This window comes from Prevotella sp. (assembly GCF_051059605.1).
Classification (GTDB): domain Bacteria; phylum Bacteroidota; class Bacteroidia; order Bacteroidales; family Bacteroidaceae; genus Prevotella.
Genome location: NZ_CP050883.1, coordinates 2,573,498 through 2,592,646 on the forward strand (window position 1 = coordinate 2,573,498; position 19,149 = coordinate 2,592,646).

The following is a 19,149-nucleotide window of genomic DNA, read 5'->3' on the forward strand; positions in this document are numbered from 1 at the left end:
GCCGTAGCTTCGTAGCTAAATAACATAAAAAACGCAGTGAAGCCCCACAAAAGTGCAAAATTCAAATCGTCACTGAAAAATCAAGTCTCAAAACATTTAATTTATTACTCTTCAGAGTAATTCACATCATGCGCCAGAGTCTTACCTAAGTTCATCAGAGACTTCATTTCATGGAACTTTCCTCAATCTCCCAGTGTCGGGTATAAATATGGTAAGCAGTTATGAAAATTTTAGAACTTTCTTAATTGTGTCAGTAGGTAGAAGGATCACTTATTAATAAACTCACATAATCCTTCAGACCTTATTCTTTTTATTCGATAAGATTTATCATAATAGACAACAAATATCAGTTCATAAACGCGTTCGTTCAAATGATATGATACTGAAGAGGAATAAAGGCTATCACTTTCTTTACAAATTTTTATGAATTGTTTTTTGTATACAATATTATTTGCTTTCTGAGGGAAAAAATAAACCGTATCTTTTAATGACATTTTCAAATGATTAGCTTGATCAAAAAACTCACCATTTTTTTTAGTCAATATAATAGAAGATACTTTTCCTGTATTATCAGTTTTGATAATATTAATTTTATTACCCGAATATTCTACCCGATATTTATATGGGGAAATGAAAGTATAAATCTTGGTGTTTCTTTTGCAGGAATTCAACAAAAGAGCGACACAAAATATTAAAAACATCTTAATATTTATATTATTCATAATCTATTTTTTAAGTATAAAATTACATTCCAACATATACTGAAACTTTATTATTCGATAAGATTTATCATAAATAATAGCAGAACTTAGTTCCCAATGGTGGGGTGAAAATTCCCAATACACTTTATTTGAATATAAATTTTTACCTATTTTACGGATAACCCTCTTTTCTTTCATAGACCTAACCATTTCGCCTGTTGGAACAACATAAGAAGTATCCCCCCTCGTTGACATCATCAGAAAATTATAATAATAATACATTCCATTTTTTTTCACCCATATAATAGGATATTCATCTACTCCCTTAGATTTTATAGTTAATAAATCTGTTATTCTGATAGTATCTTTCATATACTCCACTTTATATTGATAGGGAGGATCTACTGTAAATTCAGAAGTTTCGTTATTTTTTCGGCAAGAGCCTAACAAAAACAGCAAAATAAACAGATAAATATATTTCAAATTATTCTCCATTAAGTACATTCTTATGATTATTACTAATTCTGTTTTTAAAGTTTTTATATATCCAAAATATTTCTTTGTGATCTGGTCCATTAATTATTCATAATATTTCCAAGGATTACCATTATGTATATCTTGTTCAAGATGCCGTTTATGAGAAGTATCATTATTAAACAAATTATTTGCTTTGTCAAATCCACTTTTGCCTTTCCCATATTGGAACTATCGAATTATATTGCCTGCCATCATAATCAAACGCATTCAAACCATTCATCTTATCAAACTCCTTCCCATTATATTTGAAGCATTTAGCTTCTCCAAATCAGTTAAACTGATTAAATTTAATTGTCTCATAAAACAAATTTTAAAATTAATACTATAATCTATTCCGTTCATTAAACGAAACGTTCTTCTTCTGATATTTTACCTTTGTCTTTCCCCATGAATAAACAGCACTTAGACGTATATATCTACTGTCATAATAATTATGATATATTTGAGTATTCGTTATTGCAAACTTCTCACGCTTAACAATATCCTGCTTAAACAAATCGTTAGCATACAGATTTAGAACAAGGTTATTATGCATTAAAGAGTATTTCAAGCCAGCACTACAATCAGCGTAGCTTTTATCATAAGTTGTACCTACTTTGTAAGCTAGATTTTGAGAATAGTTCAAGAAAAACTGGAATCTGCGATCTTTCCCAAATGAAATCGTATTACAGCATTTATAATCAAAAGACCCTCCATTCTGTGGTATGTAGTCAGCCTTCTTTATCTTTGATTTATTGTAAATATAGTTACCTGTTAAAGATATATTCCACCATTCAAAAGGGTTTAGAGAATAGCTTACGTTTAGACCTAACTGTCTGTTATTATATATATTCTCGTAAGTACTATAAGTAGTCTTGTCATCTGAAATATTCAGTGACTGTCCATAGGCATCATTCTCTTTTTGAAAGTAAGCCGTTACCGACAAATTATTTTTAAAAACGTACGCCAGTTCTATATTATCCACAAAAGAAGGACGCAGAGCAGGATTACCTTGGTCTACATTATTTGGATTAGTATACCATTTAAAAGGATTCAATGCTCTAAAGTATGGTCTGTTAATCCTTCTCGCATAATTCAAATGGATATCAATTAGTTCACTTGGCTTATATGTAAAATATAACGTAGGAAATATATGCCCATAATTTGTTTTTACATCCTCAGAACTATTATTTGGAGTTACACCTTTCACGAAAGTATGCTCATAACGTAATCCAGCCTGAACTGAAAAATAGGTACCAAAAGATTTATAAGCACTTATATAGCCAGCTAAAGTCTGTTCTCGATAATTAAATATGTTACAACGTTTTATGTCAGCAACATACTCTTTATCATTCAAATTATAATATTGCATATCTGACTTGTTTATAACACGACTGTATTTAGCTCCTGTTTCCAACTTAAATGATTTAAATGGCAATTCAAGATTTGCCTCTCCTGTATAAATCGAGTATCTTATATTGTTTGGTTCCCTTACAATATACTTGTTGTTAGTCTGCTCATTTAAAGTTGTGAAATTAACCTCTTTATCGGGTGTGTGACTCATATAGTTAGCTGCTATTCCCAGTTTCTTACCCAAACTGTCAAGCTTCAAATCGTAATAGAGATTAAGAGTATGTGATATTGTCTTTCCAGACTGAACAGAATATGTGTTCAACAAAGAATCAAGTTTACTATTGCTGTAGTAGTAATACTTATTATGAATATCCAAATTATCATCACCACGATTAAAATCATAAACTAAACCTATTGTAGCCAATGGAGTTATTTGATGTTCAAACGTCATATTTCCACCTATATTGTCATAAGTATCCTTTCTTGATGTTACACTGTTCTGACCGCTTCTGTCTTGCAAAATCTGATAAGCCTCATCAACAGATCCTTGACTCTTGCTTTGGCGTACCCTAAAAGACAAAAAAGACTTAACAGACCGATAGTTTACTGAAGCGTTAGAACTTATTCCTGCGTAAGATCTCTGTGTATATGAAACTCCTACATTACCATCAAGTCCAATATCTTTTCTGTTTCTTGTAACAATATTAATCATGCCGCCATTACCACCAGCTTCATATTTTGCAGGAGGAGTTGTTATAACCTCTATACTAATTACATCATCTGATTGCAACGATTTTAAATATTGAATGATATCACTATTATCCAAATAAGATATCTTACCGTTAAACATAACTCTGACATTACTTTTACCTATAATACTAATTGCATTGTCGGTAACTTTTAGAAGTGGAGTCATTCTAAGTAGGTCCATTATAGTATTTCCTTTTTGATAAGGCGTATTACTAACGTTGAATACCAAGCGATCTATCTCTCTTTTAATTATAGGTCTATGTCCACGAACAACAATTTCATTAAGTGCTTTTGCTTCTTCATGCAGAACAATGTTCCCTAAATCAGCACTAACTATTTTTCGTGATATAGTTTTATAACCCACATAAGATATACTCAGAATATAGTTCTGTATACCATTATGAGCAGGCATTGAGAATTTACCTTCACTGTCTGAGACCACACCATCAACGAAAGATGAATCAGCCGAATTTAACAACACTACATTGACAAATTCAATTGGAGCCAATTTCTCATCTGTTATTTTTCCCATTATATTCTGTGCTATAATTCTCTGTTGATATATACAACTCAAAATTAAAAGAAAACTAAATCTAATTATCCTGTTCATTTTATTTTTATGTTATCTATTACTTTTTAATATTGATGTTCCATTATTATTCTTTCGGTTACAGACGATTTATCTCACTCTGACCGGCTGATTTTCCCTTATATTTAGATTGTGCAGGGTTAAAGGAGTATGAAAAAGTAAAATAGAATGTTGGTCTATAGCTATTGACATAATGTGAGGTATATGCATTGACATATTGAGAATATCCTTTTTCTTTAGAATTGAAAACATCAGATACACCAAACTTTAGCCTGCAATTATTCATCTGTTTCTGTACCGCCATGTTCATTCTCATCATAGGGCGAGCCATGTAGGTATCAGCATTCCCTCTTAGATGTCCATTTGCATTGACAATTATCTTCCAATCCTTTGGAAGGGTTATAAGGTTCTTCCACTCTATCATGTATGATGGATGATTGTAACTCAAGCCATCGTATGTCAGCCACTGTTTATACATCTGTATATTCCATGACGGTTTCCATATCCGGAATAATGTAGGTGAATAAGATATAGTGGAATAAATATTAGAGTATGAGAAATTCTTATCTGTAGAAAGTACGGCAGGGGTACTTTCCATCACATCAAACCATGAAATGATCGCATTTTTTGAATAGGTATAGTCACAAACTAGCTGGAAATCCCTATATGATGCTATCAAAGAAATATCATGATTATATGTAGGCTTGAGTTGCGAATTTCCCTTATAATAACGGAAATCGCTTATATATTGCAGTCCGTCGTCAAGTTGGCTGTAACTGGGACGGTTAGTATATATGTTATAACTTAGTGCCAGAGACAGGCTCTTCATACTATACGAAAGTGTTAATGAAGGCAGAATATAATTATATGTTCTACTACTCTCATCTATACGTTTACCATTTGAGTCATAATCATAGTTAGTATATTCATATTTAACACCCATCTGAGTATATAATTTGCCAAATTCTTTGCTGTAATTAACAAAAAGATTAGCTGCAGTCTGTCGTGATTCGTTGTCACTGTTCTTTAGTTCTCCATTATATTCGTTATTTTCCACATTGTACTTTTGACGATAGCGAGTGTAAGTTGTTTCAAAACCATATTCCAACTTACCTAAAGCAATAGGAGAGGTAAATATGGACTTAATCGCCGCCATATCAGAGTTGGATCTAGATGCTGGTTTAAGTGTAGAACTATTATCTTTGTCTGTGGTATTCACTGTCTGTTTATTGTAATTATTATAGTGGCCATACGTTCCATCAACATTCAGAGACAGTTTGTCATTAAACTTATTTTCATAATACACAGACATGGTATGGCTGCCGTTCTGTGTAAAATTATGATTGCTCGTATCAAATTCAGATGCGCCAGAATCCATTATCATCTGGTTATGATAGGTTTGAATCATGTTGTTGTTAAATACTCTAGAGAAGCTATAGGTTGCTCCGATTGACTGTTTTGCAGAAATCTGATCATTAAATCCTACGCTAATAAAGCCATATTTTGCAGACTGGTAGCCATCACCTTCGTAGTTAGCATAGATATCGTTATTATTGTACTTAAAATTATATTCATCTTTGCGATATGAATGGGCATCACTGAAAGTATTATAAGTGGTGCTAAGAAAGAAATCAATATCTTTTTTACGATAGTTAAGATTCAGTCCTCCATCAGTATTCCAGTAGTTTGATACACTTTCTTGAAATGACAAATCCCCACCCAAACCTTCTCCAACTGGTTTAACAGTGGTAATAAATATAACAGCTCTGACATTTGAACCATATTTTGCTCCAGGATTCATATCAATCTTAATATCTTTAATCATATCACTTGATATTCTTTGCAGTTCACCCGAATTTCTCATCAATTTATTATTAATGTAGATCAGCGGTGTACCTCTACCCAATACGCTGAGACCATCACTGCTCATCATCGGCAGCTGCTGCAGTACGTCAGTTGCTTTTCCTAATTTACTAAAAACGGTTCCTTGAATAGAGGATATGAACAATCCCTGCGTCATCTTAAAAGTAGGTCGAGTGGCAGTAATCGTTACTTCTTTTATATTTTGTTCTGAAGAGTGTAACAATACGGTCATGCTATCTGCTGCAGGTACAATAGTAGTCTTATATCCCACGCACGAAACTTTAATCAATCGATTGGCTGGACTTGTTTTAAATGAGAAATTTCCATCATCGTTACTTACTACTCCTGAAATAAAAGAAGAATCTCTTTTCTCCAACAGTGCCACTGTCGCAAGAGACAGCTTAGCATGATTTCCTCCTATGACAGTACCATATATATTCTGTGAACTTGAGCATATTGGATATGCTATAGATAATATAAGTGCAATTAAATATTTATTCATTGTTTTTTTACTGATATATTTTTTCTGTATTTGCTAAAAAATATTTTTCTAGCTGATTTTCTTTATCATGTTTTAATCTCTATTCATTTTTTCAGCAAAATAAAGTCTTAAACGTTTTTATTACCAGCCAAATTTTAATACTAGTTTAATATGTAACTCACCATTTCGTTGTTGTCATCCAAATATTAAGGAATGATATACTTTTTACTAATCTCCATGGAATATTAGATTCCATTAAGTATTGTGCTTAGAACTGCCACCCTTTGAATCGTCTTGTCTATAGAATTTCATTTGCATTATAAGCTTTAAATTAAAAATGAAAAAAAACAGAAGCCCAGATGTTCCTTTGTCTAAGTTCATATTCTTTACTCATACGTATCAATCCTGAATAAACAGAATAGCCGTATGTTTTTTGATTAAAGAGATTACGCACTTGTAAACTCAATTCTACACCACTTTTAAAACTATAAGCAGTAGAAATATCTGCAAGAAGAAGCTGCTTCATTTTATTGTCTGCTACCTGATTACTATAATGCTCACATGAAATATTTATAAACCATTGCTTTTGAATGTTTAAGTGAGTAGTAAGTTGCTGCATAAGATTTGTTGAACTTGAAGACTGGTCAACAACCTTAAAACTTACACGATCTTTACCATAGTTAATCTCATATATTAAACTCAACCATGTAGTTGGACGTGCATTAACTTTAAAATTTAGAGTCCAGTTAGATGAATTATAACGTGATAATAAATTATCCTGCAAAATAGAACCATCAAAATTCATATAATTTAATCCTAACGTAAACATCCCATGAATAAAATCCAAACCTTTACTGATTCTTGCTTGATATAACCAACTCTTAGTATGGGTATTATTTTTAATATATGAATTAAAAATATAATTACCTAAGAAGGTGCGAGAAGATAAAATATTACTTTCGTTCCAATTGCGCGACAGTAACATGTTTCCAAAAACTGAATTAATTGGGTTTTTATAAGACATCGCAATTGAAACCGATTTCCTTATATCTGGATCATAATTAATAATTCCTTTATACATATTTCTGTAATCGCTCAGTATGAGACCATTAAAAAAGGTTTGGTCATCAATTGTATTCTGCGTTATGCCACCGAATAATGACACATCAACATGTGAGGTTAATTGATACTTAATACGAAGATTCGGTGAGAGTGTCATCATTTGCTTGTTGAATTTCTGATCATCTATGAGTTCTTTAAAAAAATAAGATGTACATGCAACAGGCATGCTCAAGTTGATATGCCATCCATTCGCATTATATTCTGCCTCGGGTGTTGCATAAGCTCTTATATAAGTCATACTTGTGTTATTTGCATACCCCAAGGTATCTTCATACCCAATTAACAGACTTTGCATAACGCGACTTAACAAAATCACTCCAACTTTCATTGTAACAGTAAAAGGTTTCAGATAAAATCCTAAAGACGTATTACTGTTACTATAAAAAGCACTATGATGAACATTCTGAGATAATTGTCCTGTCTTTTGTCTCACATCAAGAGACTGTGGCTGAGATAAATAAATGTTATTGCTATTAAATGTAAATGCACTGTTCCCTGTACGTTTCAACAACTCCAACTTATCCTGAACCTTGTAATAAGGTAATCTTGCATCTTGAACATTAGGGCGTATTCCAGTCATGTTTATTGATAGATCATTCCACTTTAAATCTGTCGATAAGGTATTTGAGATAAAAGCATTACTGCTGTTTGAAGTCACCATTACACTTGCTGATAAGTTATTTTGCTTAGATTTTGCCGATTCATTTTCATCATATTCAAGTATGCTATCATTCATAAAATAAGATGTCCATGTTTGAGCAGATGATGATACATTGTCATGAGTATAGAGCAATTGAGTTGACACATCAGTATTATTACTAAGCGACCATAGATTGTTTGTTGTTAGCGTTTTTGTTCTATTCCGCAAAACGCGATTTTCAGAAATATCCGTTAATTTATCTGGTATAACATCTATATATTTCTTTAACTCATATTTTTGGTCGCCTAATCCGAAATCGCCATCGGTGATGAGCATATTATTTTCCTGAGAAATATCATCACCCACATTATTACTTTTAAATGTATTCAGTGACTGGGCTTTTTTTGTGAATCTCATTAAGGAAGCCTCGCTTTGCCAAATATCAGGATCGACTCCCCCACCAATTTTGACGGTTCCTACCAACCTACTTTTAGCTGACTCCTTGAGTTTAATATTTATTGCTGGATTTTCAGAGAAAGACATATCTTCCAAAGCCTTTATAGGTTGATGATTCTCCATAACTTCAACGGTAGCTACATCTTTATAATGAATGTTGTTTGTTGCTAAGGCATATCTTCCTCCAAGCATATCATGCCCTTCTATATAAAATTTATTTAAAGCCTTTCCATTATATTTAACCTCTCCGTTATCGGTAACCTCTATTCCGGGCATCTTCTTTAAAACGTCAGCAATAGATTTATCACTGCCATCAGCAAAGCTAGCTACATTGTATTTTATAGTATCACCATGTTGCCTGATGCTGGGAGCTTTCACAAGAACCTCTTTTAACTGTGTAGCATGTTCCTCTAAACCAACATCATAATTCGTAATACCATCAACAACATGAACAGTTTTTGTAGCATAACCTACTATGGAAAAATTGAGAACACAACTATCACTTATATCGTCTGCTATTATTTTATAACTACCATCATCCAATGTCTTTACGAATTTAATAATATGTTTACTGTTTTCTGGACGCAAAGTAACCATCACATTTGGTAAAGGTTTGCCATATGTGATTTCATGTACAAAGCCTGTCAATATTAATTGTTTGGCATTTGCTGATAGCAATATAAGACTATACAAGATTAGAATTATTAATTGATGAATATATTTCATATCGTTATTCTGTCTCTAAAGGCTTATATTTAAGCTTTTGAATGGTAATATTTTGATCCAGATCTATTCCTGTTTCTAGTTTAACATAACCAGCAGAATCCTCCAAATATTTTCTTGCGAGTTTTAAAAATTTACGTCTATCTATCTTTTCAAATTTTTCTGTCCCTACATAGGTCTTACTAAAGACGATAGGCATATTCGTAACTTTTCTAATACCAACTATTTTGAAAACATGATATCTTTTTTCATCCGTCACTTCCATTATTAAGCCAGGTAAACCATGAAACTTCCAGGGACCATCCATTATTGGTATATCAGGTGTAAACCAAGCATGCCATTTATGCCCACGAAAATTGCAAGTTGCATCTTGAACTGTATATCCTAAAACAGTTTTTGCAGAGTCTCCAGTTGTCCAATTCATGCAATTCATGGAATCTTCGTATTGATAATCCTGAAGAGATAATCCATCAGTAACGGTCATCTTGCCATCAGGATAGTTTTTGTAAACATAAGCCTTCATACGCTTATGTGGATAGTCGGTTTTAGACTTGAACGCAAAATTTATTACTTTCTTCATTATCTCATCACGTTTAGGAGAAGCAAAAATCGTATCTATCTGCATACTATAGTAGCTATAACATTTAGATGTTTTTTGTCCTAACAACAACACAAGTCTATCATTTTGATCTATCCGCTTAAGAGTATCTTTTGCATAGGTGTAGTCATATTGGCACTCGAAATTAGCTTCATCTATTTTCGTCTGAGCTATCAAGGGGGTATAAATAAACATACATAAAATAATTATACAAATTATTTTGATTAGCATGTTGTCTCTATTTAATACTCCATGTTTTTTAGTATCAAGCACAATACTTATTTCATCCATATTGAACTTTAGCTTTTTATCATTCTTCATATCTGTTTTATTTTCAAATAATAATTCCAAGTTCCTTACAATACTCCCCAAAAGACAAGCTATACCACATTTCATGGAATCTTTTTGGAAATAAAAAGGGAAATATTCTATCCATTCTCTTTATTTATAGTCTATTCTTCTCTTCATTTCCGGCCCCCGTTCCCTTGTACTTTTTACCAGAGATATTCAAATTATAATGCAAGGTTAAAGTGATATAACGGGTATCCGTAACATTCTGCTGAAGTATCAGTAAATTGTGATTGTACATTTGGGGCTTAAACTTGTACATATTGAAGATATCATGTACAGCAAACCGAATGCTTAGACGATTATTGAAGAAGGACGTGCTGGCACTGGCATCGATATTCCAGAGATCATCCAGTTTCATATTCTGGTTATTTCCGCTCCCCTGATAATTGCCGTCGATACGCAGCTGGTAATTATCAGGAAGGTTAAAGGCATTATACCACTGGAAAAACAGAATCGGTTTGTTAAAAGACTTGATCTGCTGGCAATAGTTGTATTTGAACCATTGCTGGTTCATCCCGACGTTCCATGTTGGATGCCACCATCCTACTGTAGGTGATAGGCTAGCATAACAGTTGAGCCTATTCAGGTGACTGGCATTTTCAAAGGTAACAAAAGCTATTTTCGGATCCTGCTGGTCATAGTTGGAGGAATAGACAATGATATCCTTGTCATGAGAAAAACTTGCTGTAAAAAACAACCAGGAATAGCTGACATTTGCCGTAACGGCATCAATATAGGTAGGTCGGAGCATTGGATTTCCGCTGAGATAATGGAATCTGTTGAGATAATAGACATTTCCATCCAGTTGGCTGTATCCCGGACGCTGCACTTTTTTGCTGTATCCTACAGAAAATTCGGCTTTTCCTATCGGAAAACTAACAGATAAGTCCGGAAACAGATTATCATATTTCCGGCTCTGGTCATCCTGACGCACTCCATTCAATGTATATACAGTGCTGACATGCTCGTATCTCATTCCAGCATTCAGCTGTATCTTATTCCATTTCTGAGAATATTGAAGGAATAAAGCGGAGTTCTTCTCCTGCATCTTATTATTGTTGTCTGAAAATACACCCTCAATATTATCAAACAGATTCTTACGGTGTGTATTCGTATATTCTTCCCCCATGGAAACTGTTCCAGAAGGTGAAAGGCGGTATGACAACTCTGCTTTGACTGCCCCTAACCGGCTCTGGCTGGTATTATGAGTGATGACGCTACGATCAGTGTAATTCTGACTTAACTCTCTCTGTATCTGGTTTTGGTTGTCTTTGCTGTATACATAATCCAGATTCAAGTTCATCGAGAAATCCCCGAAGGTCCCGTTATAGTATATATTTGCATCATGTCCCGGACGCTTCTTTTCCTGAGTCGTTCCGGAACTGTTCCAGGAGTCATAGAAGGTACCGTTGGAGAAGACATCGCTTATGAAATGGTCATACTCCTTATCTTTATCCGCACTATATTGATAATAAGCCCCGAAAGAATGATGAGGGCTTACATCATACCCGAATCCTACCTTCCCCTGCAGGTCGGATAGTCGGTGATAGGACTTGCTTGTGCTTTTCAGATTCCATACGGTATCCGCAAAATTGGTCTGATCACCATAAATTGTGCTTCTTCTCTGTCCTGTACCCGCTGACAGCATGCCAAAGATATTCAGTCCCTTCTTTTGATAGTTGATCTCTGCTCGTTGGTTTTCAGAGAAATAATGGTCATACTTGTTCTGGGAAGCAAAGCTGAAACCAAGGCCCTGATCCCTATTCTTTGTCTTTATCCTGATGACAGCACCAACTGTGGCATCATATCCTGCACCAGGATGGTTGATTACCTCCACGCTCTGGATATTCTCGGAACTCAAATGCTCTAGTTCACTTTTATCCATAACCTTACGGTTGTTGATATAGATAATGGGAGTACCTTTGCCGAAAACCTGTATTTCCCCATTGCTGTTTTTCGTCACCATAGGGATCTTCTCCAGGACTTCATTAGCCGTACCGATTTTCTCCAACACGCTTCCAGTCACCAATGTCTTCATCCCCTCCTTCGTAAGCTGGTGTCTTGGCAGATTTCCTTTCACCACCACACAGCCTAGCATCAAAGAATTTTCTTTCAACACGATCACCCCGGCATCTCCTTGCCTAGCCTCTTCTATGACAGTCTTATAGCCTACAGCCGATACTTTCAGCAAACAATTTTGCGGAGAGGTCTGAAGAGAGAAGGATCCATCCTCGGCAGAAACCGTTCCCCTAACAAAAGAAGAATCCTTTCCAGAAAGTAAAAAGATATTCGCCATGGCGACGGCTTGATGATGCTCATCCTCTACCTTTCCGGAGATAACTTGCGAGAAAGAAAGAACCGTGTGCAATATAAATATAACAAAAAAAAGAAACCGATTCATATTCTAAGCTTTATCTAAGAAATAATTATCAGGCTTCTCATATAGACTTTTAGATTTAGAATAATCTAATCTACAATTTTTAAAAAAATATATATGCAGAGATTTGTGGATTGGGATATCTAGAACTCCAGTTGTTGGCATTGGGGTATCTTTAGGGTTATTAGCGAATGCGCTAATACATGTTGAACTAAGCAACATAATCATAATAAAATTTAAAGTGGTCTTCTTCATGTTTTAATCTCTATTTAGTTTTGTCTTTCGGCAGAGCAAAGTTATAAACGTTTTTATTGCTATCCAAATTTTTATACAAGAAAATCAAAATGGTGACTAAATGATACCCCATTTTTACACTGGGTTAACATTTAGCTCACCATTTCTTCCATTTATATCTTAATAGTCGTTTAAATATTAGGGAATAATTACTTTGTATTAATCCCCATGGAATATAAGATTTAATAAAGTCTTGTCGCTTACAACCGTCACTGCTTTGAATTTCTGATTAGGTTGTATTTTATGTCCATACACTCTAGAATTCAATATACGTGCAAAAGCTACAAAGTAATTTTCTCCTTCTTTAGTTATCACCCTGTCATCAAAACCATCTGTCGTTGCAACAACCGTTTCGTTCTCCCTAAAGCCCTCAAAAGATATGTTGAAACGTCTGTGTTTATGAAACAGATATAAATATCTATAAGGAACTTCTATATTGGCATAATAGTAAGTATTTGGAGAAACTTCAAAATAATGTATACCTCCACTACACTCTATCGTAAACGGAAAGTGCACTGTTGTTACCACAAATATCATTCCCGCAATAAACAATGTCACAATTGTTATTCCTAAGCTTATGAGACGGGGAGGCACTTTGCCTATTATTTTCCTGACTCGCTCGCTCCTAAATTCAATATTATAAGTTGTTTCCATATATAAATCGATTCTACTTTATTCAAAGTGGTTCTTTAAGTTTCTCTGCGGTAGCTTTAGCACATACAGAATGAAAACAATATCATTAGCACACAGATTTCCAGCATAAAAACGTCCTCTTGTGACGAAGCAAATATCCGACAGGAAGTGGAGAGAATACTCCCTGCCGAAATATTTACTTACCATCTGCAAGCAGGCAACGCCGCATTGCATGCTGTCATTTTGATATATTATTGGAAATTTCATAACCTTTTCATTTCTTCTGTTGCCGCACCCTTTCCCTTGAATGTTTTTTTGTTCTTGAAAGTATAAGTTACAGATAACTGGACTAAAGAAGAAGCACCCTTTCGGTTCTCATCATACGACACCCCATTGGTATTGACAAGGCTTTTCTGCCTGTATGTGTTTGCAAAATCATTGTACATGAGATTGAAGGACCAGCTCTTTATACTCTTGTTCAACATTAAATAAGTGGTAAAACTGCCTTCAGAGAATAATGTAGCCTGATTTCCTCTACTCGTCCAAATTCCACCAAGGTAGGCATACACCCCCTCTGGCAAATCAAACCGGTTACTCATTGTTATTTTTTCCACCGGTTTGTTATAGGAACAGACCGGTGTTCCATATTTCAGTTTCTGAACATACAACAGTCCCTGTATCATCGGATGCCACAGCCCTATGTCCAGGCTCTGTGACGCGATTAAGACCAGACTGTTGAAATCCGGCAGGTTTATCTCCTGACGTACATTGACATTATCCGACGGCTTATAAGTGTATATAGTATTGATATTTCGGATATTACGGCTGTATATTGCTTCAAATATAGTTTGTTTCCACGAAACGCCTAAATCCAGAGAACGGGTCAGAGAGGATTTCAGCAGAGGATTGCCTGTTTCCCATGAGGTATGTGACACGTAGGAATAATTGTTGTTGAGTTCACTATAGTCCGGACGAGTAATATTGGAATCGAAAGTAAGATTGGCATTCCAGTTGCCTTTCTGGAAACTTATTCCAAATTGAGGAAGCCAGTCCGTAAAAGTCTTTGACTGGTCTTCGATCTTTTTATTATTTTCCAGATAGTCAAATGCATTATTCTCAAATCTCAGTCCTCCGTTCAAGCTCCAGCTGGCATTCAGAGGGTAAACCATATTTACGTATCCGGCAGACAAATGCTGTTTTTCCAGATTACGGGATGCCGTAAGAAAGGATATTCCGGTATTGTCTTTTCCATCAAAATCCATTTTGTTTCTTGTAAACGAATATTGGAATCCCAGATCCGTTGTCAGCTTCTTCCATACGATATTGAGATTCGTCTTTGCGGCCAGGAGATAATAGGCCGTATTTGCATGGGTTGACATGTCCCACAGTTCCATATCCCCCGTTTCATTTGTATGCGAACCATTTACATTGCTTCCATAGACATAATCGGCATCAGTTGTAAGCTCCATGCTCTTTTTGGGTCCAAACTTCAAGTCTGAATATGCGTTGACGTAATGCTGATAGCTCTGAGAATTGGTTGCAGACAGTGACAAGCCAGCTTCCTCTCCTGGTGTGGAGAAAGCGGTTATTCCGGTTTCTGCCTTGTAATGATTTACCGGCATTCTGGTAAATTCATATCTTATACCAATGGAATTTGACGAGAAATCATAACTGGCACCTATATGGGCTTTAAGGGTCTTTGAGCGTGAGCGATAGGTGCCCTGTGTTATAGTCTGAGACTTGTTGTCATTAAAGATTTCGGTATAGGTTCTTTTCTGCTTGTAAGCATCATCAGAGAATATTGCGCCACCATAGAATCCGATGCCATTATGCAGCATATAGGAAAGATCAGTATTCATGTTTCCGGAAAGCACTTCCGCTGCTGTACCTGTCCCGGTCACGATTCCCGCCAGTTCCGGCTCCGGTTTTCTGGTATGTATGACCAGGACTGATCTGACATCAGATGCATATTTGGCTCCCGGACGAGTAATAATCTCTACACTGAGGACTCTTTCGGGTGACAGTTCTTTGAGTTCATTTGCGTCCCGCACTTTCCGGTTGTTGATATATATTTCCGGGGCGCCCTTGCCCAAGACCGTACCGTCGGAAGGGTCTATCATCGGCATCTGTCTGATGGCATCTGATATAGACGGCAGTCTGGCCAGCGGATTGTTCTCCATAGTCACGATCAGTCCATTGCGGGATGCCCTGACATATTTTCTGGCTGCCTTCACAGTGATTCCGTTCAGGTTCACCGATGAAGGACTTAATTGTATTTTATCTGGGAGAGGCAAAGAAAGATATTTTGTCGCATACCCGACGAGGCTTACCTTTATGAGATTCTTCTCATCATCACTCTGCAGACAAAAATGTCCGTTGGCATCCGTTACCCCACCAGCTACAAATGCTGAGTCTGCAGCATGTAATAGAATTACATTGGCGAATTCCAAAGGGGCACCGTTCTTATCAACGACTATACTTTGAATATCATGTGCAAACACCGTGAAGGAATAGCACAAAACCAGGAAAATTAAAAACGATTTTTTCATCATTTTACTTTTAGCGATATAATAAATCAGAATGTATCTCAGGAGCATAAATACATCGGGGATCTGGATAATCCCAGTTTTCTATTCCGTACGCTTTAATTATTTTCACAAAGCATCGACGATGTCTCATATTGCAGGATTTTAAACTTTTACAATTAAAACATATACTTTTACTTCTAAACATATTTTTTTCATGTTTTAATCTCTATTTATTTAATTAATATTTTGCCTTTCGATAGAACAAAAGTAGAAATGATTTATTTATAATCCTAATTTATTTGCAAGAACTTAATAGTGGGTGTTGCAGGTAATGTTGCATATTAAAATACATCATATCAATAAGTTATACTTGTTTTAATAATTTTGTTGCAGGTTAAATGCAACAAAAACAGACTGTATTGGGACTGGAAAAATTTACATTATAAACAATAAACGATATTATTATTCAGTTATTAATAGAATCTTTTAATTAGTTTTTTTACAGTTAATCATCCTAATTATATTACAAATCGTTACTAAAAGTTACAAAAAAGTTGTATATTTGCATTACAATTACTGATTCTAATAAAAAGACTACAAGATGAAAATAAACATAAAAGCATTAACTACGGTATATGTAATCATGATCTTTACATCATGCCATGAAAACATAAATCATAAATTGGAAATGGCAGACGGATGCCTGAACAGGAATAGTGTTGACTCGGCATATAACATTTTAAAGCACATTAATCCTGATAATCTAAATGGAGATGAAAATATAGCCCTTTACACATTGTTAAATACTAAGACAAAATACATAAAATATATTCCAGTGAAAAATGACTCCATTGATTATGCTATATTTTATTATAAGCAAAATGGACCTGAAGGCAGATTGGCAGAAGCATATAATTATAAAGCCATGACATTGTATTATGACAGAGGAAAAAAGAAAGAAGCGATAGAATATCTTAAAAAAGCAGAAGAAATTGCTCTAAAAACTGATGATGCAAAACTAATACAGAAAATTGATGATAACATATATACTATAAATCTTTGGTGTAATCACTATAACATTGCACTTGAATACGGATTCAAAGCTCTTAGCTATGCAAAAATAAATAAAGATACATTTAGCATAGCTCATGATTTAGTATATATAGGTGATGCATACGCTCAGCTGAATATGAACAATAAAGCTATGGAATACCATCTAAAAGCCATTCCATATTCCAAATATTATGATAAAAAAAGTCTTAGTATTTTATTAGGAAATATAGCTGATTATTATTTTGAAAAAGGAAACATCCAAAAAGCCGAAGAGTTCATAAATAAAGCTATTCAAAAAAATCCTACAGCATACATATATTCCGTTGTTGCAGACATATATATAGAAAAGGGGAAATATGCAGAGGCAGAAGAGATAATGTCAAAAGCACCAAAAACTACCAATGACTTTGAACTATTGAAGAAACTATCCACCCAATACGACTTGAATAGAAAATCAAAGAACTATGTGAAGGCATTAAACATAGCAGACTCCATCATTGAACTTAACAAGAAAATAGACAACGCTAAGGAAAATGACAACCTTAACGATATTCAAGCAAAGTACAATCGTGAGATGATGGCTCAAAATTTTAAAAGCCAAATCATATATATGATTGGAGGATTGTTGCTATTATCGCTGTTAATCATATTGCTAATATTCAGACAGAAATATAGAAACTCTAAAATAAAACATGGCATAATCGAAAACAGACTTCTAATAAACGAATACAAAAAGAGAATATCAGAAATGGAAAATGCGAAAGACCATTCCATTTCTAAGATTTCAAACTTAGAACAGAAGATAAATGTCTTAGAGGATAAAGAGTCGAAAACTTTATATAATGGCAAACTATGCTATGAGAGTATCCTTGATAATAATACTATAGTAAATTGGTCTGCTAAGGATCTTAATGATTTTGTTGACTATTATAAGTACAAGGACCTTCCATTCGTTTCATCCCTTGATGATGAATACAAAAATCTAAGTCCTAAACAATACCTATACTTGATAATGGTGAACGCTATGAATAAAGACGACGCTACTGCTGAAAAAATAATGGGAATAAGCAATGTTACCATTAGGTCTATTAAATCACGTATAAAGGCTAAGAAAGTGTATCATCCAAGTGTATAATACTCCTTCAATATAATACTTACTTAAATAAATTTCTTGGCAAACTCCCACATCACAATACCAGAGGTGACACTGACATTAAGACTGTGCTTTGTTCCAAACTGTGGTATCTCTAAACAGTCATCGCTCATATCTACAACATTCTGCTTAACGCCTTTTACCTCATTACCCATTATTACTGCATAGCCTTTGCTAGCTTCTGGATTAAGGTCTAGATTTTGTAATTTAGTACTACCTTCAACCTGCTCTATACTATACACGAAATAACCATCACGATGCAATTCTTCTACAGCATCCTCTGTTCGTTCAAAATATTTCCAATCTACACTATCCTCTCCACCAAGTGCAGTCTTGTGAATCTCGGCATTAGGAGGACAAGCTGTAATACCACAAAGATATACCGCAGTAATGCGGAAAGCGTCTCCACTGCGGAAAACACTACCCACATTATACAAGCTGCGTACATCATCAAGAACCACAATCAGTGGTAATTTCTTAGCTTCCTTGAATTCCTCAACAGAAAGCCTATTCATCTCTATTGTCCTTAACTTGCGCATATCTTTGTTTTATGCTTTTACAGAATATGCAAGAGCGTATGCCTTAATTTGCTTTACCATTGCAAGCAAACCGTTTGAGCGTGTAGGACTAAGATGCTCTTTAAGTCCGATCTTGTCAATGAAATAAAGATCAGCATCAAGTATTTCATTTGGAGTATGACCGCTAAGGACCTGAATAAGCAATGCAATAATTCCCTTCACAATAAGTGCATCACTATCGGCAGTAAACTGAAGTTTACCATCAACAAGGTCACATTGCAGCCATACACGACTCTGACAACCATCAATCAAGTTGCTGTCATTCTTGTATTTATCATTGAGAGCGTCCAATTCATTTCCCAAATCAATAAGCATCTGGTATTTATCCATCCAGTCGGTAAAGTCCTCAAACTCCTCTACCACTTCTTTCTGGGCTTCATTTATGGTCAT

At 34.8% G+C, this 19,149-nt stretch carries 13 protein-coding genes and 1 pseudogene; 1 reads left to right on the forward strand and 13 read right to left on the reverse strand.

Annotated elements, in window-relative coordinates; all coding sequences use genetic code 11:
* Window positions 1–266: 266 nt before the first annotated feature.
* The 11 genes and pseudogenes from HEQ28_RS10155 to HEQ28_RS10205 all read right to left on the reverse strand — a co-directional run bounded on the left by HEQ28_RS10155 (window position 267) and on the right by HEQ28_RS10205 (window position 15,966).
* Complete coding sequence (locus HEQ28_RS10155) at window positions 267–722, reverse strand: hypothetical protein (protein ID WP_434502116.1); 456 nt, start codon at window positions 720–722, stop codon at window positions 267–269.
* Window positions 723–725: 3 nt separating this feature from the next.
* Window positions 726–1,196 carry a hypothetical protein gene (locus tag HEQ28_RS10160; protein ID WP_434502117.1) on the reverse strand — a complete coding sequence of 157 codons (471 nt, stop codon included), beginning with the start codon at window positions 1,194–1,196 and terminating at the stop codon, window positions 726–728.
* Between the two features lie 364 nt (window positions 1,197–1,560).
* Complete coding sequence (locus HEQ28_RS10165; RefSeq protein WP_434502118.1) at window positions 1,561–3,852, reverse strand: TonB-dependent receptor domain-containing protein; 2,292 nt, start codon at window positions 3,850–3,852, stop codon at window positions 1,561–1,563.
* 136 nt (window positions 3,853–3,988) lie between these two features.
* Complete coding sequence (locus HEQ28_RS10170) at window positions 3,989–6,274, reverse strand: TonB-dependent receptor domain-containing protein (RefSeq protein ID WP_434502119.1); 2,286 nt, start codon at window positions 6,272–6,274, stop codon at window positions 3,989–3,991.
* Window positions 6,275–6,584: 310 nt separating this feature from the next.
* A complete protein-coding gene (locus HEQ28_RS10175) occupies window positions 6,585–9,197 on the reverse strand; it encodes a hypothetical protein (RefSeq protein WP_434502120.1) in 2,613 nt (870 codons plus the stop codon).
* A gap of 4 nt (window positions 9,198–9,201) precedes the next feature.
* Window positions 9,202–10,113, reverse strand: a complete 912-nt coding sequence (locus tag HEQ28_RS10180; RefSeq protein ID WP_434502121.1) for a GLPGLI family protein — start codon at window positions 10,111–10,113, stop codon at window positions 9,202–9,204.
* Between the two features lie 124 nt (window positions 10,114–10,237).
* Window positions 10,238–12,181, reverse strand: a complete 1,944-nt coding sequence (locus tag HEQ28_RS10185) for a TonB-dependent receptor domain-containing protein (protein ID WP_434504454.1) — start codon at window positions 12,179–12,181, stop codon at window positions 10,238–10,240.
* Between the two features lie 51 nt (window positions 12,182–12,232).
* Window positions 12,233–12,544: pseudogene (locus HEQ28_RS10190) on the reverse strand (carboxypeptidase-like regulatory domain-containing protein); the annotation flags it as partial.
* 429 nt (window positions 12,545–12,973) lie between these two features.
* Window positions 12,974–13,372, reverse strand: a complete 399-nt coding sequence (locus HEQ28_RS10195) for a hypothetical protein (RefSeq protein WP_434502122.1) — start codon at window positions 13,370–13,372, stop codon at window positions 12,974–12,976.
* Window positions 13,373–13,486: 114 nt separating this feature from the next.
* Window positions 13,487–13,714: a cysteine peptidase family C39 domain-containing protein gene (locus HEQ28_RS10200; protein WP_434502123.1), complete on the reverse strand. Its 228-nt coding sequence runs from the start codon at window positions 13,712–13,714 to the stop codon at window positions 13,487–13,489.
* Window positions 13,711–15,966 (reverse strand): TonB-dependent receptor domain-containing protein, encoded by a 2,256-nt coding sequence (locus tag HEQ28_RS10205; protein ID WP_434502124.1) that lies wholly within the window; start codon window positions 15,964–15,966, stop codon window positions 13,711–13,713. Before HEQ28_RS10205 ends, HEQ28_RS10200 begins: the two co-directional genes overlap by 4 nt.
* Window positions 15,967–16,576: 610 nt before the next feature.
* Here HEQ28_RS10205 and HEQ28_RS10210 point away from each other — a divergent pair.
* Entirely contained in the window at window positions 16,577–18,163 is a 1,587-nt protein-coding gene (locus HEQ28_RS10210) for a tetratricopeptide repeat protein (RefSeq protein ID WP_434502125.1), read from the forward strand.
* Window positions 18,164–18,186: 23 nt separating this feature from the next.
* On the opposite strand, the gene HEQ28_RS10215 is transcribed toward HEQ28_RS10210, so the two are convergent.
* Together HEQ28_RS10215 and HEQ28_RS10220 are read right to left on the reverse strand one after the other, a co-directional pair.
* Entirely contained in the window at window positions 18,187–18,720 is a 534-nt protein-coding gene (locus HEQ28_RS10215; protein ID WP_434502126.1) for a TrmH family RNA methyltransferase, read from the reverse strand.
* Window positions 18,721–18,729: 9 nt separating this feature from the next.
* A complete protein-coding gene (locus HEQ28_RS10220; RefSeq protein ID WP_434502127.1) occupies window positions 18,730–19,149 on the reverse strand; it encodes a SufE family protein in 420 nt (139 codons plus the stop codon).